Annotated in this window: 30 protein-coding genes; 29 read left to right on the forward strand and 1 reads right to left on the reverse strand. The window is 63.4% G+C overall.

Annotation, left to right across the window (positions count from 1 at the left end):
- Positions 1 to 13 precede the first annotated feature (13 nt).
- The 15 genes from FGE21_RS17815 to FGE21_RS17885 all read left to right on the forward strand — a co-directional run bounded on the left by FGE21_RS17815 (position 14) and on the right by FGE21_RS17885 (position 10590).
- Positions 14 to 691 carry a DUF3164 family protein gene (locus FGE21_RS17815; protein WP_139664767.1) on the forward strand — a complete coding sequence of 226 codons (678 nt, stop codon included), beginning with the start codon at positions 14 to 16 and terminating at the stop codon, positions 689 to 691.
- Between the two features lie 11 nt (positions 692 to 702).
- Positions 703 to 975: a hypothetical protein gene (locus FGE21_RS17820; RefSeq protein ID WP_139664768.1), complete on the forward strand. Its 273-nt coding sequence runs from the start codon at positions 703 to 705 to the stop codon at positions 973 to 975.
- Between the two features lie 3 nt (positions 976 to 978).
- Positions 979 to 1233, forward strand: coding sequence for a hypothetical protein (locus FGE21_RS17825; RefSeq protein ID WP_139664769.1), 255 nt, complete (start codon positions 979 to 981; stop codon positions 1231 to 1233).
- A gap of 1 nt (position 1234) precedes the next feature.
- The gene (locus FGE21_RS17830; protein WP_139664770.1) at positions 1235 to 1690 is read left to right on the forward strand and encodes a gp16 family protein; all 456 of its coding nucleotides are present in this window, start codon (positions 1235 to 1237) and stop codon (positions 1688 to 1690) included.
- Positions 1687 to 2082 (forward strand): helix-turn-helix domain-containing protein, encoded by a 396-nt coding sequence (locus tag FGE21_RS17835; protein WP_139664771.1) that lies wholly within the window; start codon positions 1687 to 1689, stop codon positions 2080 to 2082. The genes FGE21_RS17830 and FGE21_RS17835 overlap by 4 nt, the downstream gene beginning before the upstream one ends.
- Positions 2083 to 2178: 96 nt before the next feature.
- The gene (locus tag FGE21_RS17840; protein ID WP_139664772.1) at positions 2179 to 3048 is read left to right on the forward strand and encodes an N-acetylmuramoyl-L-alanine amidase; all 870 of its coding nucleotides are present in this window, start codon (positions 2179 to 2181) and stop codon (positions 3046 to 3048) included.
- Between the two features lie 12 nt (positions 3049 to 3060).
- Complete coding sequence (locus FGE21_RS17845) at positions 3061 to 3600, forward strand: hypothetical protein (protein WP_139664773.1); 540 nt, start codon at positions 3061 to 3063, stop codon at positions 3598 to 3600.
- On the forward strand, positions 3600 to 3950 hold the full coding sequence (locus FGE21_RS17850; protein ID WP_139664774.1) for a DUF2730 family protein: 351 nt from the start codon (positions 3600 to 3602) through the stop codon (positions 3948 to 3950). The genes FGE21_RS17845 and FGE21_RS17850 overlap by 1 nt, the downstream gene beginning before the upstream one ends.
- A gap of 12 nt (positions 3951 to 3962) precedes the next feature.
- Positions 3963 to 4259: a hypothetical protein gene (locus tag FGE21_RS17855; RefSeq protein WP_106163278.1), complete on the forward strand. Its 297-nt coding sequence runs from the start codon at positions 3963 to 3965 to the stop codon at positions 4257 to 4259.
- A 3-nt stretch (positions 4260 to 4262) separates the two neighbouring features.
- Positions 4263 to 4820, forward strand: coding sequence for a phage protein Gp27 family protein (locus FGE21_RS17860; protein WP_139664775.1), 558 nt, complete (start codon positions 4263 to 4265; stop codon positions 4818 to 4820).
- Positions 4817 to 6508, forward strand: a complete 1692-nt coding sequence (locus tag FGE21_RS17865) for a terminase large subunit domain-containing protein (protein ID WP_139664776.1) — start codon at positions 4817 to 4819, stop codon at positions 6506 to 6508. The genes FGE21_RS17860 and FGE21_RS17865 overlap by 4 nt, the downstream gene beginning before the upstream one ends.
- Before the next feature lie 26 nt (positions 6509 to 6534).
- The gene (locus FGE21_RS17870; RefSeq protein WP_139664777.1) at positions 6535 to 8196 is read left to right on the forward strand and encodes a DUF935 domain-containing protein; all 1662 of its coding nucleotides are present in this window, start codon (positions 6535 to 6537) and stop codon (positions 8194 to 8196) included.
- Positions 8189 to 9337, forward strand: a complete 1149-nt coding sequence (locus FGE21_RS17875) for a phage minor head protein (protein ID WP_139664778.1) — start codon at positions 8189 to 8191, stop codon at positions 9335 to 9337. The genes FGE21_RS17870 and FGE21_RS17875 overlap by 8 nt, the downstream gene beginning before the upstream one ends.
- A gap of 162 nt (positions 9338 to 9499) precedes the next feature.
- Positions 9500 to 10006, forward strand: coding sequence for a phage virion morphogenesis protein (locus tag FGE21_RS17880; protein WP_139664779.1), 507 nt, complete (start codon positions 9500 to 9502; stop codon positions 10004 to 10006).
- 209 nt (positions 10007 to 10215) lie between these two features.
- Positions 10216 to 10590, forward strand: coding sequence for a hypothetical protein (locus FGE21_RS17885; RefSeq protein ID WP_139664780.1), 375 nt, complete (start codon positions 10216 to 10218; stop codon positions 10588 to 10590).
- A 49-nt stretch (positions 10591 to 10639) separates the two neighbouring features.
- Here FGE21_RS17885 and FGE21_RS17890 read toward each other — a convergent pair whose 3' ends face one another.
- The gene (locus FGE21_RS17890) at positions 10640 to 10906 is read right to left on the reverse strand and encodes a hypothetical protein (RefSeq protein ID WP_139664781.1); all 267 of its coding nucleotides are present in this window, start codon (positions 10904 to 10906) and stop codon (positions 10640 to 10642) included.
- Between the two features lie 399 nt (positions 10907 to 11305).
- Here FGE21_RS17890 and FGE21_RS17895 point away from each other — a divergent pair, with 399 nt between their 5' ends.
- The 14 genes from FGE21_RS17895 to FGE21_RS17960 all read left to right on the forward strand — a co-directional run.
- A complete protein-coding gene (locus FGE21_RS17895; RefSeq protein ID WP_255731653.1) occupies positions 11306 to 12385 on the forward strand; it encodes a phage protease in 1080 nt (359 codons plus the stop codon).
- Positions 12386 to 12817, forward strand: a complete 432-nt coding sequence (locus FGE21_RS17900; protein ID WP_139664782.1) for a hypothetical protein — start codon at positions 12386 to 12388, stop codon at positions 12815 to 12817.
- 12 nt (positions 12818 to 12829) lie between these two features.
- The gene (locus FGE21_RS17905) at positions 12830 to 13726 is read left to right on the forward strand and encodes a Mu-like prophage major head subunit gpT family protein (RefSeq protein ID WP_139664783.1); all 897 of its coding nucleotides are present in this window, start codon (positions 12830 to 12832) and stop codon (positions 13724 to 13726) included.
- 11 nt (positions 13727 to 13737) lie between these two features.
- Positions 13738 to 14139 (forward strand): hypothetical protein, encoded by a 402-nt coding sequence (locus tag FGE21_RS17910; protein WP_139664784.1) that lies wholly within the window; start codon positions 13738 to 13740, stop codon positions 14137 to 14139.
- Between the two features lie 110 nt (positions 14140 to 14249).
- Positions 14250 to 14678: a gp436 family protein gene (locus FGE21_RS17915; protein ID WP_139664785.1), complete on the forward strand. Its 429-nt coding sequence runs from the start codon at positions 14250 to 14252 to the stop codon at positions 14676 to 14678.
- Positions 14678 to 15109 carry a hypothetical protein gene (locus tag FGE21_RS17920; protein ID WP_139664786.1) on the forward strand — a complete coding sequence of 144 codons (432 nt, stop codon included), beginning with the start codon at positions 14678 to 14680 and terminating at the stop codon, positions 15107 to 15109. Before FGE21_RS17915 ends, FGE21_RS17920 begins: the two co-directional genes overlap by 1 nt.
- A 149-nt stretch (positions 15110 to 15258) precedes the next feature.
- Entirely contained in the window at positions 15259 to 16191 is a 933-nt protein-coding gene (locus FGE21_RS17925) for a phage tail tube protein (protein WP_139664787.1), read from the forward strand.
- A gap of 15 nt (positions 16192 to 16206) precedes the next feature.
- On the forward strand, positions 16207 to 16536 hold the full coding sequence (locus FGE21_RS17930) for a hypothetical protein (protein WP_139664788.1): 330 nt from the start codon (positions 16207 to 16209) through the stop codon (positions 16534 to 16536).
- A gap of 32 nt (positions 16537 to 16568) precedes the next feature.
- Positions 16569 to 16892: a DUF1799 domain-containing protein gene (locus FGE21_RS17935; protein ID WP_255731654.1), complete on the forward strand. Its 324-nt coding sequence runs from the start codon at positions 16569 to 16571 to the stop codon at positions 16890 to 16892.
- A 3-nt stretch (positions 16893 to 16895) separates the two neighbouring features.
- Positions 16896 to 19277 carry a phage tail length tape measure family protein gene (locus FGE21_RS17940; RefSeq protein WP_139664789.1) on the forward strand — a complete coding sequence of 794 codons (2382 nt, stop codon included), beginning with the start codon at positions 16896 to 16898 and terminating at the stop codon, positions 19275 to 19277.
- Positions 19277 to 19927 carry a hypothetical protein gene (locus FGE21_RS17945; protein WP_139664790.1) on the forward strand — a complete coding sequence of 217 codons (651 nt, stop codon included), beginning with the start codon at positions 19277 to 19279 and terminating at the stop codon, positions 19925 to 19927. The genes FGE21_RS17940 and FGE21_RS17945 overlap by 1 nt, the downstream gene beginning before the upstream one ends.
- On the forward strand, positions 19906 to 20520 hold the full coding sequence (locus tag FGE21_RS17950; RefSeq protein ID WP_255731655.1) for a hypothetical protein: 615 nt from the start codon (positions 19906 to 19908) through the stop codon (positions 20518 to 20520). The genes FGE21_RS17945 and FGE21_RS17950 overlap by 22 nt, the downstream gene beginning before the upstream one ends.
- The gene (locus tag FGE21_RS17955) at positions 20508 to 20921 is read left to right on the forward strand and encodes a hypothetical protein (protein ID WP_139664791.1); all 414 of its coding nucleotides are present in this window, start codon (positions 20508 to 20510) and stop codon (positions 20919 to 20921) included. Before FGE21_RS17950 ends, FGE21_RS17955 begins: the two co-directional genes overlap by 13 nt.
- Positions 20918 to 22713 (forward strand): phage tail protein (locus tag FGE21_RS17960; protein WP_218062791.1); only part of this gene is annotated, 1796 nt, incomplete at its 3' end. The genes FGE21_RS17955 and FGE21_RS17960, both read left to right, overlap by 4 nt.

The following is a 22713-nucleotide window of genomic DNA, read 5'->3' on the forward strand; positions in this document are numbered from 1 at the left end:
GGAGTACAGGCAAATGACAGAGCAGCATGCTCAACAAAACGACCCCTCCCGGCAGCCGGCCAAAGTGCCGAGCGGGGAGATCGAGATCAACGGTGTGTCCTATATGCAGAACGGCAAGGGTGACATGCGCCCAACCGAACTGGTGAAGCCGCAGGACAAGCTGCAGGACCAGACGGTCCGCGCGATCATCGGCTTTGCGGTCGCGCTCAGCGAAGAGGTCGGGCGGTTCAAGAACCACGCCTTTGACGACATCAGCGCCTTTGAGGCGATCTTGGCCGAGAAGTACGACGCCAAGGTGGGCGGGGCCAAGGGCAACAAGACGCTGATCAGCTATGACGGGCGCTACAAGGTCCAGGTGCAGGTCTCCGATCTGGTGGACTTCGGCCCGGAACTGCAGATCGCCAAGAGCCTTGTCGACGAATGCCTGATCGAGTGGGCCGCCGATGCGCGTCCGGAGATCCGCGATATCGTCACCCGTGCGTTCAACACCGACAAGGCCGGGCAGATCAACCGCTCGGAAATCTTCATGCTGCTGCGGCTTGAGATCAGCGATGAGCGCTGGAAGCGCGCCATGCAGGCCATCAAGGACGCGATCCGCGTCGTCGGCTCCAAGTCCTATGTGCGCTGCTACCAGCGCCCCGCCGTCGACGCGGCGTGGGAGCCGATCCAGATCGACATCGCCAAGGCGTAGGGAGGCAGAGAATGCAGATTGCAAAGTTCATGGACCCGCGTCGTGTCGTTGCCCGGCCGGAGACCGACGACAAGCCGATTTCGGGCGGCATTTCCAGCGTTCTCGGGCGCGGGTATCCGGCCCAACTGGCAAATATGAACGTGGATCACCTGCTGATAGCCGCGAGTGCGCAAGAGGTGCGGCAGATGGCCGACCGCTGGGGGATCCCGGTTGCAATTGTCGAGCGCCGCAGCCGTGCGCTCGCCAACCATGCGGCGCATTTGATCGCAGATCGGAAGGGCTGAACCATGGCGATGACCCCGGAAGAAATCGAAGCCGACCTCGCGCGCGCCTTCAGCCACTATGCGGCACGGCAACGCCGCGCCGGTCTGGTGTTGGGCAACCGTCTGGCGGTGCTGAAGAACGAGGCCGGTCTTGCCCGCATTCATGGCGCAGAGTTCGACGCGATGGCACGCCGTCAAATGGAAGCCGCCGATGCGCGCATGCGGGCCAACGTCCAGACCGACCACCCGGTGGTCGCCGTGAAACAGGAGGCAACCTGATATGAGCCGCGCCCTGCAGCAGAAAATCCACGTCGGATGCCGCCAGTTGGGGCTCGACGCCGACGCGCGACGCGATCTCCAATTGGTGGTCACCGGCAAGGCCTCCATGTCGGACATGTCGGACGCCGAGTTGAAGTCGGTTTTGAAGCGGCTGGAAAAGGAAGGGTTCAAGCCGACCTCAACCAGCAAGAAGCGCTACAAGGCCGCGCCCCGCCACGACCTTCGCCTGGTGCATAAGCTTTGGGGCGAGCTGGGCCGGGCGGGGGCGCTGCGCGATCCAAGCCGCGCCGGTTTGAACCGCTTTATTCAGGCGCGCTTTGGCAACGTCTGGGGGAGCGTGCCCGCTGACGTCGACATGCTGCGCGAATGGGCGCAGATCGACGTGGTGATCCAGGCGCTGAAAAGCTGGGGTGAGCGGGCGGAGATCGAGTTTGACTGGAGCATGCACCGGAAATGACGAGGTCACAGGCACATGCGAAACTCCCAGGCGCGTTTCCCAAGCCGACCGCGCAGGTGGAGCCCTTTGTGGACGCCCTCGGATTTGAGGACGCGCTGCGCTTCCTCGATGCCTTCGGCGGAACCGAGGTCTACATTCCCAAAAACCCGAAAGGGCGCGGCGAGGTCGAGAAGCTCTTGGGACGCGAGAAGGCGAAAATGCTGGCGGGGCAGATGCATCGGATCCCGGCGCGTATCCCCACGGCCAAAGCATGGCGCGCTCGGGCGCACAGGTCGAAGGGCTTGCCTGTGGTTGAGATTGCCCGCATCTTGGGGGTGACAGACTTTAGCGTGAGGCGCTACTTGAGGTGGGTGACACCGCCCTCTGATCCTGATCAGCCCGGCCTGTTCTGAGCCGACACTACAAGCTCCCGCACATCGTTGCGGGCGTTTTTCGTTTTAGGCCTCCGTCATCCTGAAACCTGCAAAGCAGGTTTTGAGGTGGTCGCGATGACAGTCACAAACGGTATTCTTGACGGGATCGCATACCGCGCGGCCCGCCATATCGGTGGCGAAATCACCCCGACCGTTGTGGTCCTCCACGACACCGCCAGCAGCCTCAAAGAGGGCAGCGCCGCCAACTATCTGCGTGACAACGACGCGAAGGTCTCGGTGCAGTTCGTCATTGAGCTGAGCGGCCACATCGAACAACAAGTCCCGATCAACCGGCGCGCAAACCACGCGGGCGCGTCGAGCTACCATGGCCGCAAGGGCTGCAACAATTTCACCATTGGCATTGAGTTGGTGAACCCCGGCAAGATGCGCGCGGCAGGAGCCAATGGGGTGACGTGGTTTGGCAAGATGATCCACGACGATCACCTGCGCAAACTCGATCTCGCTGAAACGCCTGAGCATGGCCGGGGAATGTGGATGCATTACCCGGAAGAACAGCTTGAGGCGCTGCTGTGGCTGCTGCGCAAGCTCTTCGCCCACGTTCCGACCCTGATGGACATTCGCCCGCACTGGTATGTGTCGCCAGGGCGCAAGCTGGACACAAACCCGCTGTTTCCGCTTGAGCAGGTGCGCGGGCACATCCTCGGCCGGGATGACCCAGCCGAGGATGAGGCGCTTGCGCAAAGCGTGGACGCCGCGCCCGATGATCTGGTGATCATCGCCACCAAGGGCGACAGGCTGAACATGCGGCGCTGGCCGAGCTTCAATCCAAACATCATCGCCACGATCCCCAACGAGACCGTTGTGCCTGTCCTGCGGCGCGGCACCTTCGGCGGCCGCGCGTGGCTGCAGGTGTTCTACGCGGGGCAGGAGGGATGGGTCGTGGCGAACTATGCCGATGCCGTGACCTTTTCCGCCGCCCACTGAAGGAGTGCCTCCGTGAAGAACAAAGACAAGATCCTGCAAATCGTTGGTAGCATCGCGCCAACGATTGCGACGGCCCTTGGCGGCCCGCTTGCCGGTGTCGCCACCAAAGCGCTGGCGGCCAAACTGCTCGACCGCCCCGACGCGACCGAGGAAGAGGTCGAAGCGGCTATCCTGGGCGCGAGCCCATCGGACCTCCTGAAGCTGAAAGACGCCGAGGCCGACCTGGAACGGCATCTGATCGACGCTGGGATCGCACTTGAACAGGTTGCCGCCAGCGACCGCGACAGTGCGCGCCAGCGCCAGACGGACCTGAAGGACCGGGTGCCCGGCATCCTGGCGGCCTTGGTTCTGATCGGGTTCTTTTCCGTCATCGCCTATATGCTGAAATACGGTCTGCCGCCCGCCAGTGCCGAGATCCTGGCCTTGCTGATCGGGGGGCTGTCTGTCGGGTTCACGCAGATCCTGAACTACTACTTCGGCAGCTCTGCCGGGTCGAAGAACAAGGACGTGATGATCGAGCGCATCAAGGCGGCGTCCGGGGGCAGGGCCTGATGCACTTCGACCCGACCTTTACGGTCAGCAACGCGCTGACCTTGCTGTCGCTCCTGATTGCATGCGCGAGCGCCGTCTATGCCTGGATCGGCACCCGCCGGTCCAACGTGGATGAGCGCTTCAGGACCGGCAAGGAACGCATGGACCGCCATGAACAAAGGCTGACCCGCCTGGAACATGATCTGGCGGATGTGCCGAGCAAGGATGACCTGCACCACATCCAGCTCTCCATGTCTGAAATCAACGGCACCATGAAGCAGATGGCGGCGGTGATGGAGGGCAATCAGAAGATCATGACCCGCCTCGAAACCGTGGTGTTTCGCCACGAAGACCACCTTCTGAACAAGTAGGACCTCCTTGCCATGAGCTACGCCGACGATCTGCGCAAACACGCCCGCATCGCCATTCTCCGGTTTCTGGAGGACGCGCCGAAATACACCTCCAACGTCTCCATGCTGGCGACGCAATTGCCGCGCGTCGGCATCGCCTACACCCGCGACCAGGTCACGACCGAGGCGCATTGGCTGAGGGAGCAGGGGCTTGTCGAGCTGGAAGACCATGCAGGCTTTGTGGTGGTCGTGGCGACCACACGCGGTGCGGAAATCGCCCAGGGCATCGCCCGCCACCCCGAAATCCAGCGTCCCCGGCCGGGAGCGTAGGCAATGCCGCCCCCCAAGAAACTTGATCTGATCCCGCTGGAATTTCGTCAGCGGCTTTCCATGGCCCTGCAGGAGCGCGGCTTTGGCGGGATTGTCGAGATCACCGAAGACCTGAATTTCTGGCTCGATGAGGCAGGGCTTGAGATCCGTATCGGCAAGTCAGCCGTGGGCGAATATTCCAAGCTGCTCAAGGATCAGCGGGACGCCTTTGCAATGGCGGAGACCTTGCTTGGGGATCTCAACATCGAGCAGGAAAGCACCATGCACAAGGTGCTGATGCAGATGATCGCGACAGCCGCATTCCAGATGATGAACTCTGTGGCTGAGAAGGACGACGCCGAGTGGGATCCCAAGAGCCTCGCGCATCTGTCGCGCATGCTCAAGGACCTGATGCAGTCCGCCGGGCTGCGCGAACGCCTGCGCGAAGACGAAGAGCGGCGTATCGCGCGCAAGGAACGGGAGCGCCTCGCCGGGGAAATCGAGCAGAAGGCGCATCAGCTCGGCATGACCAAGGACACCGTGGCGTCGATCAAGGCCGATATTCTCGGGGTGAGCGCATGACGGCAACCGAGGCCATTTCAGACGCGGACTGGGCGGCGCAGCGTGCGGCCGACCGGCACATGCTGCCGGAGGTGCTGGACGAGCGCATGGAGCTGCCGCATGTGCTTCTGTCCTATCAGCAGCAGCTCCTGCAAACGACCGCGCTCTATCAATTCGTGGTCTGTGAGAAATCGCGCCGGATCGGGATGACCTGGGCAGTCGGGGCCGATGGTGTTCTGACCTCCGGTCTGGCACGGGCCGAAGGCGGCATGGATACCCTATACATCGGCTTCAACCTCGATATGGCGCGGGAGTTTATCGATACTTGCGCCATGTGGGCGAAGGCCTTCATGCCCGCCGCCAGTTCGGTGCAGGAGTTCCTGTTCAAGGACCAGGACGACGGCAAGGAGGACCGCGATATTCAGGCGTTCCGCATCCGCTTTGCCTCCGGGTTCGAGATCGTGGCGCTGTCCTCCAAGCCGCGCTCGCTGCGCGGTAGGCAGGGCTATGTGATCTTCGACGAGGCCGCGTTTCACGATGAGCTGGAAGAGATGCTGAAGGCCGCCAACGCCCTGCTGATGTGGGGCGGCAAGGTTCTGGTGATTTCCACCCATGACGGCGACGCCAACGCCTTCAACGTGCTGGTGCGTCAGGTCAACGAGGGGGAAAAGGGTGACACCGCCAAAGTCGTGCGCGTCACCTTCAACGATGCGGTCGATGCGGGGCTTTATGAGCGCATTGCATTGATCCAGCGCGCCCAGGGCCGCGCGCCGATGGGCAAGCAGAAATGGATCGACAGCACCCATGCGGTCTATGGCGACGACGCCGACGAGGAGCTGCACTGCATCGCCAAGGCCGGGACCGGGGCCTGGCTGTCCGCGCCGCTGATCGAGGCGCGCATGAATGCCGAGGCCCCCTGCCTGGAGCTGGAGCTGCCCGACGATTACTTGCACCGCATCAATGCGGATCAGCAGGATCTGATGCACCCGTTCCTGGAACGGCTGGAGGAGGTGTTGAGCGCCTTGCCGCTGGACGTGCTCTATGCGCTTGGTTTCGACTTCGCCCGCGTCTCTGACCTCTCGGTGCTGACCCTGCTGGCCATTGAAAAGAACATGCATCGCCGCGAGGCGCTCTCCATCGAGATGCGCAACGTGCCCGGCAACGAGCAGAAGCTCATTGTCGGCATGGTCATGGAGCGCATCCGCACGCGCTGCGTTGGCGCGGCCTTCGACGCCACCGGCATGGGCTGGACCGTGGCCGAGGATGTCGGGCGCAAGTTCGGGTTGAAGGAGGGCGACGACAGCCCCGGCATGGTCTGGGCGATCAAATTCTCGCAGGACTGGTATCGGATCAACATGCCGCCGCTGAAGACCGCCTTTGAAGAGGCGACAATCTCCATTGGCCGCTGGGATGCACACATGAGCGATCTTCGGGCCGTCAAGAAGGTGCGTGGCATTCCCCGCGTGCCAGAGATCCGCGAGGCGGACGCCAAGGGCAAGAAACGCCACGGCGACTATGCCATCGCTCTCGCTCTCGCCCATTTCGCCTCGCGTATGCGCTGGGTCGAGATCGACTACACCCCGGTGCCCAACAACCAGAACAGAGAGCCGCACAGCGGTCGGCCGGGTCGGACTGCAGATGAACAGGACGCGCTGAACCGCCCCTGGTGGAACCCTCCGCTCGGCACCGCAATGCGCGGCGGTCTTTAGACACCTCAACGGCAAAGGGCTGAAACATGGCACACACCAAACAAGTGCTGGACCGCTGGGGCAACCCGGTGCGCCGCGCCGAATTGGCAAAACACGAAGAACCCTCGATGATCGGCGGCGTGCGCAGCCCGCTGACCGGATATCCGGGCGACGGGCTGAACCCGGAGCGGCTGGCGTCGATCCTGCGTGAGGCCGACGCGGGCGACCCGATCCGCTATCTGGAATTGGCCGAGACCATTGAAGAGCGGGATCTGCATTATCTCGGGGTTTTGGGAACGCGCCGCCGCTCCGTCTCGCAGCTCGATATTACGGTGGAGCCCAGCGACGACAGCGATCTGGCTGAACAGATCGCAGAGCGTGTGCGCACCTGGCTGAAGCGTGACGAGCTGACGGAGGAGCTGTTCGACATTCTCGATGCGCTCGGCAAAGGGTACAGCTTCACCCACATCCGGTGGGACACGTCCGAGGGTCAGTTTGAACCCGCCGCGCTGGAATACTGCGACCCGCGCTGGTTCCGGTTTGATCGCAGGGATCTCAAAACACCCCGGATGCTGAACCCACAGACCGGCGAGGAGGAGATCCTGCCACCGTTCCAATACATCTATGCGCCGATGAAGGCGAAGTCGGGCCTGCCGCTTCGCTCGGGCTTGGCGCGCGTTGCGTTGTGGGCGTGGCTGTTCAAGGCGTTCACCCAGCGCGACTGGGCGATTTTCACCCAGACCTACGGGCAGCCGCTCCGGATCGGCAAATACGGGCCGGGGACCTCTGAAGAGGACCGCAAGACGCTGTTTCGCGCGGTGGCGAATATTGCGGGCGATTGTGCGGCCATCATTCCAGAAAGCATGATGATCGAGTTTCAGGAGGCCAAGAGCATCGGCGCGTCGACCGATCACTACGAACGCCGGAGCGACTGGCTCGACAAGCAGACGTCAAAGCTGGTGCTGGGGCAGACCTCGACCACCGACGCGGAAACTGGTGGCCTGGGATCCGGCAAGGAACACCGTCAGGTTCAAGAAGACATCGAGCGCGCCGACGCCAAGCAGTTGGGCGCGATAATCAACCGCGATTTGATCCGCCCCTGGGTGCAGCTCGAATACGGGGTGGACGCGCCAGCGCCCCGGCTGAAGGTCGGCCGACCGGAAGAGGAAGACCTCGCGTCGTTCTCAAAAGCCCTGTCGCCGCTGGTGGCGCGGGGGCTGCGGGTCAAGCAATCAGAAGTCCGGGCCAAGTTCGGCCTGTCCGATCCGGGCGAAACAGACGACGTGATTGGCGGAAAATCGGAGAAAACGCCTCAAACCTCGCCGAAAGCTGCCCCGGCACCCACCGAAACAGGCCCAGCAGCGCCACAGAGCGAAATTGAAGGGCGTTTGAATGTGCATCTCGGCGTTTTAGGGGGCGTTGGGGCCGAGCGGGCAGCAGAGGCCTCAGAGGGGCGCTCTGCGCCGATCTCGCCAGAGGCTGGTCTGGCGGCGCGCCTCGAAACGGACGGACGCAAGGCCATGGCGTCGATGCTGGCACGGATCGAGGCCATGCTGCGGGCGTCTTCCAGCCTGGAAGAGTTCCGCGAAACCCTGCTGGCAGGTTACGGCGATCTCGATGCAAGCGAGCTGCATCAGGCGCTCGCGCTGGCGGATCTGGCGGCGCATTCCGGCGGCCGGGCGATGGTCGAGGGCGAAGCGGATGGCTGAGCTGGCGGCGACCTTCCGCAAACCGTTCCCCGAGCAGGTCGCCACCTTCCGGCTTCGCCTGGGCGATCTGGTGCCCACCGCGCGGTGGGATGACATCACCAGGAGCGCGCATGATCGGGCGTTCATGGTGGCGGGCGCGACCAAGGCTGACCTGCTTTCTGACCTTGGCGGGGCCGTGGAAAAAGCCATTGCGGACGGCACCGGGTTTGAGGCGTTCCAGCGTGATTTCCGCGAGATCGTGGAACGCCACGGCTGGCACGGCTGGACGGGCGAGGGCACGCCGGGCGGCGAAGCCTGGCGCATGCGCGTGATCTACCGCACCAATATGCGCGTCTCCTATCAGGCCGGGCGTTTTGCGCAGCTCCGCGAGGGCGGTTTCAAATATTGGGTCTACCGTCATGGGGGATCACATGATCCGCGCCCGGAGCATCTGGCGCTCGATGGCCTGATCCTGCCCGCCGACCATCCGTTCTGGATGGTTTGGTTTCCGCCGAACGGCTGGGGGTGTTCCTGCCGGGTCTTTGGCGCGCGGTCCATGCAGGCCGCAATTCGGCGCGGCGGCAATCCGGCTGTGGCGCTGCCGACAGGCTGGAATGCGCGTGACCCGCGTTCGGGCACGCCAAAAGGGATCGACAAGGGCTGGGACTATGCCCCAGGCGCAAGCGCGGCTGACACGATCCTGGCGTTGCGTGACAAGCTCGAAAAACTGCAGGCGCAGCCCTCGCAGGAGCTGATCGGCGACTGGCTTCAAGGACCGTTCAAAGACTGGTTTGAAAATCCGCGCGGGGCGTGGCCGTTGGCGCGATTGGCCGGCGATGACGCCGAGCGGATCGGCTCACGGCGCCGGATTGCGGAGCTGTCGGCCGAGACGCTCGGCAACCAGCGTCGCCGTCACCCGGGCTTGACGTTGGAAGACTATGCACAGGCGCAGGCCACCGTGAACCTCGCCACCCAAAAGGTGCAGGACGGCGACAGCAGCATGATCTTTGTCCGAGCTGATCCGGGCGAGCCGGGGCTTGTGCTGGTGGTGAAGGCCACAAGGACAGGGCAGGGGCTGTTCGTCACCGGCGTTCGCCGCCTGAGCCAGGACGCCTGGACGCGAGATCAGGACCTGATCCGCCTGATGAAGAGGGGCGATTGAGCTTTGAACGCCTGGAAGCGGAGCGCGACACTGTGTTGAAAACGGCAGACGGTGGGGCCTCCCGATCCAGCAAGCTGGCACCCCACATGGCGCTCCGACCCAAAGATCGCGTTACGACCGGGAGAGTGTCACCGCGTCACGCCTGCAGTCGGGAGAAAAGCCATGTACACCCTGAAATTCAATGAAGACGGGTTTGAACTGCGCCTAAAGCAGCTTGAAACGCAGCTCTCCGACCTGTCGCCCGTGATGCAGGATCTGGGCGAGCTTCTGGTGCAATCGACGCAGGATCGGATGCTGAAGGGGCAGCAACCTGACGGCAAGCCCTTCGCGCCCCGATCAAAAACCACCCTGGCGCGGTACGCCGCGCGCAGAGTCCGGTTTGGCCCCCAGCCATTGAACAAGAGCGGTGAGCTGCGTCAGCAGCTCCACTACCAAGCCAGCTCTGCCGGTCTGTCCTGGGGCAGCAACGCAATTCAGGCGGCTGTGATGCAGTTCGGAGCGCAGAAAGGGGCCTTCGGGTCATATGAGGGCAAGGGGTTCGGGGACACGACCCCGACCATCTCGATCCCCTGGGGCAACATCCCGCCGCGTCCCTTCCTCGGGGTCTCCGAGGGCGACCGCAGCGCGATTGTCGAGGAACTGGAGGACTGGCTGGGCGGGCTGGAGTGACCGCAGAACGTGCCCGGCGTCTGGCATCAAGGTCGGCTAAGCGCAGTTGTGAACTTTGCAACGTATGGCCGCAGCGCCATAGCCGCTATCCGGCAAGGATGCAGCTAACGGCAGGTGAGAGCCCAAAGTGTCAGATGCTGTGTCCGGAACGAATGTCAGCTATCTTGTTCGTAGCAAAGATCGGTGGGCCGAAAGTTGAAGAGGGTAATATGGCTAGGAAGACTGAATATTTGATCATCCGGTACGCAAACGACGGTAGCATTTTGAATCAGCTGCGAGTTCCCAAGAGCCTTAATCTGCGTCTCTTTCTAGAGAGGCTTATGTGCCGAGACTTAGATGATGACGCTCTGATCGGTTCTTGTCTTCGATCAAACTCCAATCGTTTCTATGATCCTTTTCAGATAATCGACATGCGCGAGGAACATCGACGCGATCAAGCTCGTGATGCATTGAGCGCTGACCCCAGGACTAAAGACCCGATAGGGGTCTACAATCGCGCTAGGGACGCACAAATCCCGCATGGAAAGACGCTGATGATGGCAGGGGCTAATCGCGACTATTTCGTCAAAGAGGTAGAAGCCTGACAAACACGCTCGTTGGAGCAATTGACAAAAAGGCTCACTTTGCCCCGCTTCACTCTACTCCGTACTCATCTGCCAGATTGACCCCTCCAGCAACCATTTCAGTCACGCGCGTCAAAGCAGCTTTGTGCCCTTCCGGTATATCGTCACTCGAGTCCCAACTGGCCTTTGCCGAGTAAATCGCCATAGCCAGAACTTCGCGATCCTCTGCCGAGAGTGACGTTGCAATGCAGAGCCACAAAACGCGATTGGCTGCGCTTTCTGCCTCCAAAGCTTCCAATCGCGCTTCAATCTTGGCTATTTTTGCACCGCTAAGCACAGATCAAAACCCGCATATTTGGTTCCCACTACATGGCACAGCATTTCAGTTGAGTAGGCAGTGTCAAGAGCCATCCTTGCTTGTCTGGTTTCCATGCTTCTTGCTGGCTGTTTTCTCGCACCAGACCCTGGCGCTTCCGCAGCGAAAGCCTTCTCTGTCCGCTGTGTGTGAGTTCGCGACATGCGCAGCGAAGGTCGGCTGACGCAAATTTGCGTCTAGCGCCATGGAACCGCTCTGGACTGTTCGCGGCCCGTAGAAAGTCCAGTTGCTGCGCTTCACCGACGTTTGAGCTGATTGCAATTTCTGCTAGGGTCACTTCAACACCATCTTCAAACCACCCAAAACACCCGCACATCGCTGCGGGTGTTTTGCGTTTGGGCCATTCGCGAAGATGGCTGCATGAGCAGAGCATCACATATCGCCATGATGGCCTCCCAGGAACTCCCGTCTGTCACTGACGACGCAGGCGTTCCCGAATGGATCCAACTGACCCCGGCCGGGCGCATCGAGACCTTTGATGCGCGTGGCCCATACGAGATCACGGACCCGCAAGCCGTGATTGAGGCCAGCTTTGAAGGCCGGGACGAAATCGAGATCGACGTCAATCACGCGTCTTTCACCGCTGCCAAGGCGGGCGGGGACGCACCCGCGCGCGGTTGGATCACTGAGATGCAGGCCCGCCAGGACGGCATCTGGGGGCGGGTGCGCTGGACCTCAGAGGGCGCGCGGCTTGTGGCCGATCAGGCCTATCGACGGATTTCCCCGGTTCTTCGACATGACAGCAACAACAGGGTTCAAAAGCTGCTGAACGCTTCGCTCGTGAACCGCCCCAACCTGCGCGGCATGGCTGCGCTCAACTTTGAGAAGGAGGACGACAGCATGTCGTTTCTGAAACAGCTCGCGGCTTTGTCCGGTCTTGGTGACGACGCCACCGAGGATCAGGTCATCGCCGCGATCAAGACGCGGGGCGAGGGCGGTGACGGCGCGAGTGCCGCGCAATCCCAGCTTGGCGAGGTTGCGACCATTCTCGGCGTGGACGCCGGGGGCGATGTGGTCGCGGCGGCAAAGTCGGCGACCGCAGGGGCACCGGATGTGGTGGCGCTTCAGTCCGCGCTGACTGAGCTGCAGGGCACCATCGCCCTGCAGGCCGAGCAACTCACCGCACTGCAGGGCAGCGCCTCCAAGGAGAAGGCGGAGGCCTTCATCGATGGGGAAATCAAGAAGGGCCGCATGATCCCGAAATCCCTGCGCGATCACTACGTCTCGATGCACCAGGAAGATGCCGCGCGCGTCGAAAAGGAGATCGCTGGTCTGCCGCTGTTGAACAGCACCGGCGTCGCCCATCTCACGCCCCCGAGCGACGACGGAAAGATCACCTTGAACGCCGAACAGCAGAGCGCTGCCCGCCTTCTGGGGCTCTCCTGCGAGGAATACCAAACCGTGCTTGAAGAAGAGCGCAAAGCGCAGGAGGGCCTTTAAATGACGGCGCTGACGACTGATCGCAACACCCCCCGCCAGGATGGCGAGCTGCGCCACGGACTGGTGGCCGCAAGCACCCTGATCTATGCCGGGTCCATCGTGCTGCGTGCGGCTGACGGCTATCTGCACGAAGGCCACACCGCGACTGGGCTGGTCGGCGTGGGCCGGGCGGAGGCGCGGGTGGACAACCGCCTGGGCGGGGACGGCGACGCAGACCTGACCTATCGCCCCGGCATTTACCGGTTCGCCAATTCCGCAGGCGCGGACGAAATCACCTTCGCCGATATCGGCGCGGTGGCCTTTGTGGTGGATGACCAGACCGTCGCCAGGACGGATGGCGCGACCACCCGCTCGCCTGCCGGGATCATCGATGGCGTGGACGCAAACGGCGTCTGGGTTCGCTTCGACGAAGCCCTGACCAAAGCATCCTGAAAGGACTGACATATGCTCGTTAACGCAGCAAACCTCGACGCGCTTCGGGTCGGGTTCAAGAAGAACTTCCAGAACGGGTTGGCGCAGGCGTCCTCCGACTGGACCAGCGTCGCGACCGAAGTGCCGTCGATGACGAAGGAGCAGAAATACGGCTGGCTGGGCAAAATACCCAACGTCCGCGAATGGATCGGCGCGCGTGCGATCCAGAACCTCGCCCAGCATGACTACTCCATCGCGGAGAAGCCCTGGGAACTGACCATCGGCGTCGACCGTGACGACATTGAGACCGACAACCTCGGGATCTATGCGCCCCTGTTCACCGAGATGGGCGCGTCGACCGGTGCGAAGAAGGACCTTCTGGTCTATGGCGATACACTGAAGAAGGGCTTCGATATGGTCTGCTATGACGGGCAGCCCTTCTTTGACAGCGACCATCTTGTCCTGGACGAGAACGGCAACGAGACCTCCGTCGCCAACACCGATGGCGGGTCTGATGCGCCGTGGTTCCTGATCGACGACACCCGCGCGTTGAAACCGATCATCCTGCAGCGCCGCAAGGACTTTGAGTTCGTGAACATGGACCGGCTGACGGACCAGAACGTGTTCATGAACAAGGAATTCATCTACGGCGCGGACGCCCGGTTCAATACCGGTTTTGGCTTCTGGCAGATGGCGTGGGGGTCCAGGCAGCCGCTGACGGCCGCAAACTACGCCAAGGCGCGTGCTGCTCTGTCCAGCATGAAAGGCGACCATGGCCGCCCGCTGGGGATCCGCCCGAGCCTGCTGGTGGTGGGGCCGAGCAATGAGAGCGCGGCGCTGAAGATCCTCAATTCCGAATTCGCCGCTGGCGGCGAGACCAACGAGTGGAAGGGCACCGCCAAGATACTCAACACTCCCTGGCTGGCGTAGGGAGCGGAGCGATGAGTGAACGCGATGACCTCAAAGCGCGCGCGGCAGAGCTGAAGCTCGACTTCGCGCCCAACCTCTCCACGGCCAAGCTCGCCGAACTGGTGGCAGAGGCCGAGGCTGCGCCCTCGGGCGACGACGGCGGCAACGCCTTCGAGGACGCCTTGGCCGGTGTCGCCGCTTCCCGCGAAAACGCGGAGCAATCGGGCGGGACAGACACGGCTGAACCGGCCTTTCACGGCCGCAAGTTCCTGCGCGTCGTGGGGCCGGAAAAGGGGTTCCGCCGGGCCGGGCGCAAGTTCGGGGCCGACCCCGTGGACATCCCGCTCGATGAGTTGAGCGCGGATCAGGAACTGGCGCTCAAGCGCGAGCGCCGCCTGATTACCAGTATCCACGTCGAAGGCGTGTCCGACTAAGCGGCCAGCTCTGCCCCAAGAGCCGCTTTGCCCTGGCAAACAGGGCCTTGCTCCGGCGGCGATCCTCGGGTCGCCGGAGCATCACCTTTCGCCCATCGGAGCGCAGGCAGATGACCTATACCACCCTTGACCAGCTTACTGACCGCTACGGCGAAGGCATGCTGATCTCTCTCACGGATCGCGGCGGGGTCGCGACCGGCGCGGTTGATCTGGACACAGTGACCCAGGCGATTGCCGATGCGGACGCCATGATCGACGGCTACCTGAAGGGGCGCTATCAGCTCCCGCTGGCCGAGGCCCCCGCCCAGGTATCCGCCCTGAGCCGGGCCATCACGATCTGGAACCTGCATATCTATGACGCGCCGGAAAAGATCGCCGCCGATTACAAGGACGCGGTGCGGCAGCTCAAGGACATCTCTCAGGGCGTGATCACCCTCGATGTCGCGGGCGTGGAGCCAAAGACCAGCGGCAGCCAGGGCGTGCTGACCACCGACCGCGAACGCCCCTTCACCGGACAGAGCCTGAAGGGGTTCATCTGATGCTGGACGCGATCAAGGATCGCCTAGAGGCGCGGGTGCCCGATTTTGCGGGGCGCATCGAGACTGCCGTGGATTTCACCCGTCTGCTGAAGGACCGAGGGCTGCCGCAGACCTCGACCGCCTTTGTCATCCCGCTTGGCCTTCAGGGGCAACGGGCAAACGACGCCACCGGGATTTTCTCGCAGGTCTATTCCGAGACCATCGGCGTTCTGCTGGTTGCGCGCTCCCACGACCAGACCGGCTCCAGGGCATTGGGGCAACTGCGGCCGATCATCGGGCAGGTGCTGGAGGCTTTGGCGGGCTGGTCGCCGGGCTCGCCGTTCGGTGTCTTCGAGCTGCGCCGGGGCGATCTCGCCGGAGTGGGCGGCGGGGCGCTGTTCTACATGATCGAGTTTTCCATCAACGACCAACTGAGGATCACGGTGCAATGACCAAGCCGAGCACACCCCCAAAGCCCAAACTGCCCGCCTCGGGCGGCAGCTATTCCGTCCAGCGTGACGGTGCCCTGAAACAACAGGCGACGACCCGGCCCAGACCGCCCCGGACCTCTGCCGCTCAAAGCGCAAAAAAGGAGGCTTAAATGTCCCTGAACTGGAAGCAGAAGATCCTCCTGGTCAAAGCCGAGGTGACCTATGGCACCGACGCGGCCCCAAGCGGCGCGGCCAATGCCATTCTTGCCCAGGACGTGCAGCTCAAGCCCATGGAAGGCACCGACGTTTCACGCGACCTGGAACGGCCCTACTTCGGCGCAGACGCCACGATCCCGACCGAGTTGATGAGCGAGATTTCGTTTGATGTGGAACTTGCGCCGTCCGGAACGGCTGGCACGGTGCCCGCCTGGGGCGCGCTCCTGCGCGGATGCGGGCTGGCGGAAACCGTCAATGCGGGCGCTTCGGTGGTCTATAACCCGATCACTCAGAACCCTGAAAGCACCACTATCCACCTGCATATTGACAGCACCCGCTATGTGATCCTGGGCGCGCGCGGCAACGTGCGGTTTGACCTTCAGGCGCAGGCGGTGCCGAAACTGCGGTTCACCTTCAAAGGCCTGTTCGTGAAGCCCAGCGAGGCTGCCTATCCCACGGCAGACCTGTCGCCCTGGCAAATGCCGCAGGTCGTGACCATGGGCAACACGCCGGTCTTTGAGATCGACGGCACGGATCTGGTGATGCGGTCCTTTGCCATGGACCTCGGCAACCAGATCGAAGGGCGGTTCCTGGTCGGGCGCGAGGAGGTCAAGCTGGGCGACCGGCAGGAGAGCATCGAGACCACCGTCGAGGCGGTGCCGCTGACCACCTTTGACCCGTTCCAGCGGGCGCTCGACCAAAGCGCAACCGCGCTGCAGCTCGTCCATGGCACCGGCGCGGGCAAGATCGCGACGCTGGATATACCTGCCGCACAGATGCAGCGGCCGCAGGGGCTGTCGACCGCGCAGAACGTGAAGGAATGGCCGCTGCGCCTCGTGCCGCTGCCCCAATCCGGCAACGACGAATTCACCCTGACACTCACCTGATCCGAGAGGCAGACCATGTTCAAAATCGACGAAACCCCCTCCTTCACCCGGACCGTCAAAGTCAATGTCCCCAAGGGCGAGGGGCACGAGCAACAGACCTTCAAAGCCACCTTCAATGTGGTGGATGACGAGGTGGTGGACGGCGTGGCCCTGAACGATTCAGGCAAGGTCAAGGCGGCCCTTCGCGAAGTGCTGGCCGGGATGGAAGACCTGGTGAACACGGCCGGTGAGGTGATCCCATACAGCGACGAGATCCGCGAACACATGCTGAAGCGGCCCTATGTGCGGCTGGCGCTGATCGCGGCCTATTACAGCGGCATGACGGACAATCGCTCGGGAAACTGAGGTGGGCTGGTCGTGCCTGGGCGACCGGCGCTTTGGCCGCCGGGGCGAGCGGCGCTGACGAGTTGCTGGAGGACGCGGCGCTGTTTGGGCTCCAACCCGACACCAATGCGATGAACCGCGACCCGGCACAGTCCGCGATCTGGCGCTGCAACCTGCCATCCCTGAGCGCCTTTCTCGCTGTCCAGACCCAATGGCGCGCGTTGGCGCAGGCCGATGGGAGCCGGTTCTGGATTGGTCTCGACTACGCGACCGTTGAGCCGACCCTCCGGTTGGAAGGTCTGGACCTGACGCCCGCCGAATGGATCGGGTTTCGCATCATAGAGGACGCAGCGCGCACGGCGCTGAATGAGAGGTAGCCAATGACGTTTGTCGTGCAAGGTGAGATCCTGATGGACGGCTCCGACGCAAAGTCGGAGCTTCAACGCCTGCGTTCCGAGAACGCAAAGCTGGTGACCTCCACCGAGAAGGTCAACCAGTCCACGACCCGGTGGGGGCGTGCAATGTCGGGTGCGCGCTCCCGCGTGTCTGCGTTGCGGTCCAATACGGCCAGTTGGATCGCAGGGTTGCGCAATGTCGACCAATCGCAGGCGCTCGCCGCAGGCAGCGCCGCAAACCTCACGGCGCAGTTCAACGATATCGGCGTGATGATGGCGGCGGGCCAGGACCCCATGCAGCTTGCCATCCAGCAGGGCACTCAGATTACACAGGTGTTCGGCAATCGCGGCGCGGCTGCGGCTTTGGGGGCGACCCGCCAAGCGGTCCTCAACATGGTCTCGCCGCTGAACCTGATCACCATTGGTTCTATCGCTGCGGGCGCGGCTTTGGTGAACTGGCTCTCCAGCGCGGGGGAAGAGGCCGAGAGCTTTGAAGACCGATTGAAGGCCATGAGTGACGCCGTGGATGCTTTCGGTGACCGGCAGAAAGATGCCTTCCAGAGTTCTGCGGATATGATCAGGAAGTTTGGCTCGGCGTCGCCTGAGTTGCGCGCGGTGCTGCGCGACCTCGCCTTGATGTCGAAGCTCGAAGCAAAGGAAGAGCTGGACGAGATCTCTCAGAGTGTGCGCGATCTGGTGCTGGATCTTTCCTTTTTGGACGACCGCACGTCGAGGTCCGCCGCGCAGGATTTTCTTGGCCTGAGTTCTATCAGCAGCAAGGCCCGCGAGTTGGGCGCACTCTTTGCCAACAATCTAGAAATCTTGAGCAAGTCGGAGGACCCGGCGACGAAGCTGCGGGCGGCGCTCGATGTCCGCGATATGCTTCTTGAGGCGCGTGGCGGCGTTGGAAAACTCAACGAGCAGCAGAAGGAGTTTTACCAAGGGCTTGCCGCGTTGATCCAGCAACTGGAAGTCTTTGGGGCTCGGATCCGCCAGCCCTGGGAAGATCTGCGTGAGACCGGCGGCGATTTGTGGTCGTCGCTGGTGGCGAACGCTCAAGTGTACCTCGGCAAGCGGCTGCAGATCGAAGCGACGGCCAGATCCACGATCCGGCAGCTTCGGCTGGAAGCCGAAATCAATGAGGCGATCCGGGCCAGCGGCGAAGGCAGCGTCGAGGTCGCCGAACTGCGCCTGAGGGCTGAACGTGAGTTGACCCAGGAACGTGTGAACGAGCTGAAAATCACCGATGACCTCAAGGCCGAAATGATGGCGTCCTGGGACGCTGCGAACGGCGTCGCCTCGGTCGATATAGCTGGGAACCTCTCGCTGGCTGCAGATCAGGCGCAACGCCTGAAGGAGCAGCTTCACGCGGCACGGGGCGCGGCCATCATGGCGCGCGTGAGAGACAACCCGGGCTTTGGCGATCCGCGTGGTGAAAGCCCCGGAGCGGGCAATCCCGACTACATCTACCGCGATCAGGGGCTGCCGCCTGTGCCGATTCCGCCAAACCCACGAAAGTCACGTTCCGGTGGCGGCGCGGCGGCCACCAACCGCGAGCGCCAGGCGATTGAAGAGTTGCTGCGCCGGGAGGCCGAGCGCCTCGAAATCCTGCGCGAGACCGATCCTGTTCTGCAGGAGATGATCCGCCACCGGGACGCCATGAAGTCCGCCACCGACGCGGAGCGGGAAGCCCTGGAGAAGATCATCCGCGAGCGTGTTGAGGAACAGCAGGCCATTGAGGCGACGCAACAGGCGGGCGCGTTTCTCGGCGACACGATGGGCGATGTGCTGACGGCGCTGCAGGCGCAGGGCGACGACGCGGCTGCGGCCTGGGACCGGGTCAAAGCCTCCATTGCGGCTGCGGTGCTTGAGGCGGCACTGCTGGGCGATGGGTCGCTGGCCGGGGTCTTTGGCACCGCTGATGGCGGCGGGCTTCTGGGCAGCCTGTTTGGGGTGCAGAAGAAGGCCGGCGGCGGGATCATCACGGGGCAGGGCGGCGACCGCAGCGACAAGGAAGTTGTCCTGGTCAGCCCCGGCGAATTCTTCGTGAACGCCAAAGCGACGCGCAAGCACCGTCACCTTCTGGAAGCCATCAACGCAGGCGCGTTGCTGCCCGGCATGGCACCGGCCTTTGCCAATGGCGGGGCCTTCGCCGCGCCGCCCTTGCCAAGCCCGCCGGGCGGCCCGTTGGGCGCTGGGACCGGCGGTGGCGTGTCGCGGGTGCTGATCCAGCCGAGCCCGCTCTTCAAGGCGGTGGTCGAGCAGCAGTCGCGAGAGACCGCCGTCGAGGTGACCGAGACCTACGACCGGGAACACTCGCGGTCCTCCTTCGACCGCAATGTAAATGACCCCTGGAGTGTGGGCTGATGCCGCTGTCCTGGCCACTTGCCGTTGATCAGTTTTTCGCGGGCCTTCCGGTTCAAAAGATCAGTTGCCGCCTTGGCCGCTCGGAAACTACATCCGAGACCGGCGGCGGTGAGGTGATCAGCCATGGTATGGGCACCCGGCTTTGGCGGGGGCGCATTGTCCTGGACAAGGAGACCCACGCCTATTGGGCGGCGGTGGAGGCCAAGCTGGCGCTTTTGGAGCAACCGGGCGCAAGCCTGTTGCTCTGGGACACGCGGATGCGCGGCACGATCCGCGATCCGGATCTTGCGATCCTGGGCGCAGCGGCCCCGGTGATCGACACCCTTGCGGCCAACAATCGCGAGCTGGGGATTTCGGGCCTGCCTGCAAGCTACCAGATCTCGGCGGGGGATCTGCTGGGCTTCCGCTATGGGGCCAACCCAACCCGCTATGCCTACCACCGCGTCGTGGTCGGAAGCTTTGCCGATGGCAACGGTGTCGCCCGCAATATCGAGGTGATCCCCTACATCCGCCCCGGCGCGCAGACCGGCGCGGCCGTCACCCTTGGGGTGCCGGTGCTGAAGGCACGGATCACGACCGCAGACTACGGAGAGAGCCGCGCCAGCCTGAGTGAGGGCGGCTCCTTTGAATGGGTTCAGACTCTGAGGTGACCATGCAGTATGACGCAGCAACGCAATCCCAGCTTGAGGAACGGCGCGGCACCGATGCGCGGGTTCTGCTGTGGATCGAGGCCAGGAACCGCGACACAGGCTTGCCGGAGGTCATTGGCTTCTGGTCGGGGGATGACCACCAGGAGTTCCTGATCGACGGTGAGCTGCGCACCTATTTTGGCGCGGGGCAGGTGATCGATGTGCCGCCGATCATCGTCGAGCCGGGCTTTCAGGTGCGCAACTACAGGGTCAAGCTGCCGCCTTTCACCGAGGAGGTGAAGAGGCTTCTGCAGGCCTATGAACCGCGTCTGGCGCGTGTGCAAATCCATTCCTGCCCGCTCGACATCGACACTGGCGCGCCCCTAGGCACGCCGCAGCGCCGGTTCAAAGGCTTCCTCAATCAGGCCCCGCAAGAGCGCAAACGCAACGGGGCCAGCTTCACCGAGCTGGTGATGGTGTCGAACGCCCGCATGCTGACCTTCGGCCTGCCGCTGAAGCGCTCCGGCGCCGAGCTGCAGCGTCGCAACCCGAATGATCGGGGCCGGGAATACATCGACACCACCGGCCAATGGACAGTGCCATGGGGGGGCTGATGCAGGATCGCGGCGCGCTCTTGTTGGCCTACCTGCGCGGCGTCCGCCTTCGGTGGTCCGGCTTTCGTCCGGGGCGGATGGATTGTGCAAACTTCGCGGGCGGGTGGCATAGGCTGCTGACCGGCCAGGACGTGCGCGCCCGGCTTGGCGTGCGCTACAGCTCGCTGGCAGAGGGCAAACGGGTGTTGAGGGACAAGGGCTATGCCGATCTCGCAGCCCTCGCCGCCAGCGTGATGCCCGAGGTACAGCCCGCAGACGCGGCCCTGGGCGATATTGCGGCATTGCGCGAAACGGGCGAGCTGGCGCTTGGGATCATCGGCGGGCCGCAGATCCATGTTCTGACCCTGCAGGGCCTGAGCGTCGTCAGCCGCTGCAAAGCCGAGCGGGTGTTTCGTCCATGACCGGCTTGCTTTTGATCTTCGCGCTGGCGCTCTGGGCGGGACCGGCCGCAGCTGACCCGATCAGCACGATTGCGGCAGCAATTACGACGTTCTTCGGCGGTGGTGCCGCCTTTGCGGCCGCGACGGCCGCCGTCCTGCGGTCGCTGGTCAAAGCCGGGATTTCCCTCCTGGTGGCGAAGATCCAGCAGCGCCAGCAAAAGACGCCGGGCATTCAGTCCAGCCATACCACAAGCGGGGGCACCGAACCGCAGGCGACGGTGCTGGGGCGCTTCACCACACGTGGCCATCTGCTCTATCAAAACAGCTATGATGAGAACAACAAATGGCTGACCCATGTGGTCGAGATGGGCGATGTGCCGGGCGCGTCCCTGCGCCGCCTGATCATCGACGGGGCCTATCAGGACCTGCCCGACGGGTTGGTGAATGGTCAGGGCTACCCGCTCACCAACAAGCAGAAAGACGGCAATATCTACGGCTACCTGTGGTTCTACGACGGCAGGCAGACGGCGGCCTCGCCGTATCTGACCGGGATTTATGGCGGCGCGGACCGGCCCTGGACGCCGGATCACATCCTGACTGGCACCTGCTACGCGATCCTGGCGTTTCACCGCTCCAATGAGGTGTTTCCGAGCGGCGTGCCGAGCTATGCCTTTGAGCTGGACGGACCGCCGCTTTATGATCCGCGCCAGGACAGCACGGCGGGCGGCTCTGGCCTGCAGCGCTTTGGCGATCCGGGCACCTGGGCGCAGACCGTCAACCCCATGGTCATCGCCTACAACGTCTTGCGCGGGATCACCCTGCCAGACGGACGGGTCTGGGGCGGCGGGTTTGATGCCGGGGATCTGCCCTTTGCCGAGTGGTCGGAGGCGATGGACGCCTGCGATCTGGGCATCGGGGCCGACAACCGGCCGCAGTTCACCGCCGGGTTTGAAGTCAAGTTTGAAGATCCACCGGCTGATGTCCTGCAGGAGCTGTTCGCCTCGGCGAATGCGCAGATTGTCGAGATGGGCGGCCTTTGGTTCCCCATGGTCGGCAGCGCGGCGGCGGTGTCGGCCGAGGTTGGCGATGACGATCTGCTGGTGACCGAGACCTGGCAGCATGACCCTTTTCCCGGCCTTGAACACACCTTCAATGCGGTCACCACGACCTACACCAGCCCCGCCTCGCTGTGGGAGGCCTCGACGCTGGAGAGCATCGTCAAGGAGGACTGGGTCGCCGAGGACGGGCGGCAGAAGCTCTTCGAGCTGCGCCTGCCGATGGTCTACGCCCCGGAACAGGCGCGCCAGCTTGCCAATGCGCTGCTGCTGGAAAACCGCCGGTTCCGCTCGCACCGGCTGCCGCTTCCGGGCGAGTTTGCGCGCCTGCGCCCGCTGCAGAACATTGCTCTGTCGATGGAGGACTACGGCTATGCGCAGAAGGTGTTCCGCATCACCGAGGCGGCCTATGACCTGCAAACGCTGAACGTCTCGCTGTCGCTTCGCGAAACGGACCCCGGCGACTTTGACCCGGATCCGGGGCTGGAGCTGCCGGAGCCTGCGCATCCGGTGGGGCCGATCACGCCCACCGACGCCGGTGTCGTCGGCTTTGCGGTGGCGGGTGAGACGGTGAAGAACGACGACGGCGCGGCGTTTGCCCCGGCGATCCGCATTGTCTGGGACGGGCGTCTGTCAGACACCTGCGAGGGGCTGACGTTCCAGGTGCGTCTGCAGGGACAAAGCGACGAGGACACGATCAGCACGACGAACGTGGCCAGCGGCAGCTATCGCCACCAGCCGGTGCAACCGGCGGCGGA

It is taken from the genome of Phaeobacter sp. B1627 (genome assembly GCF_006265095.1).
In the GTDB taxonomy this organism is placed as follows: Bacteria; Pseudomonadota; Alphaproteobacteria; order Rhodobacterales; family Rhodobacteraceae; genus Epibacterium.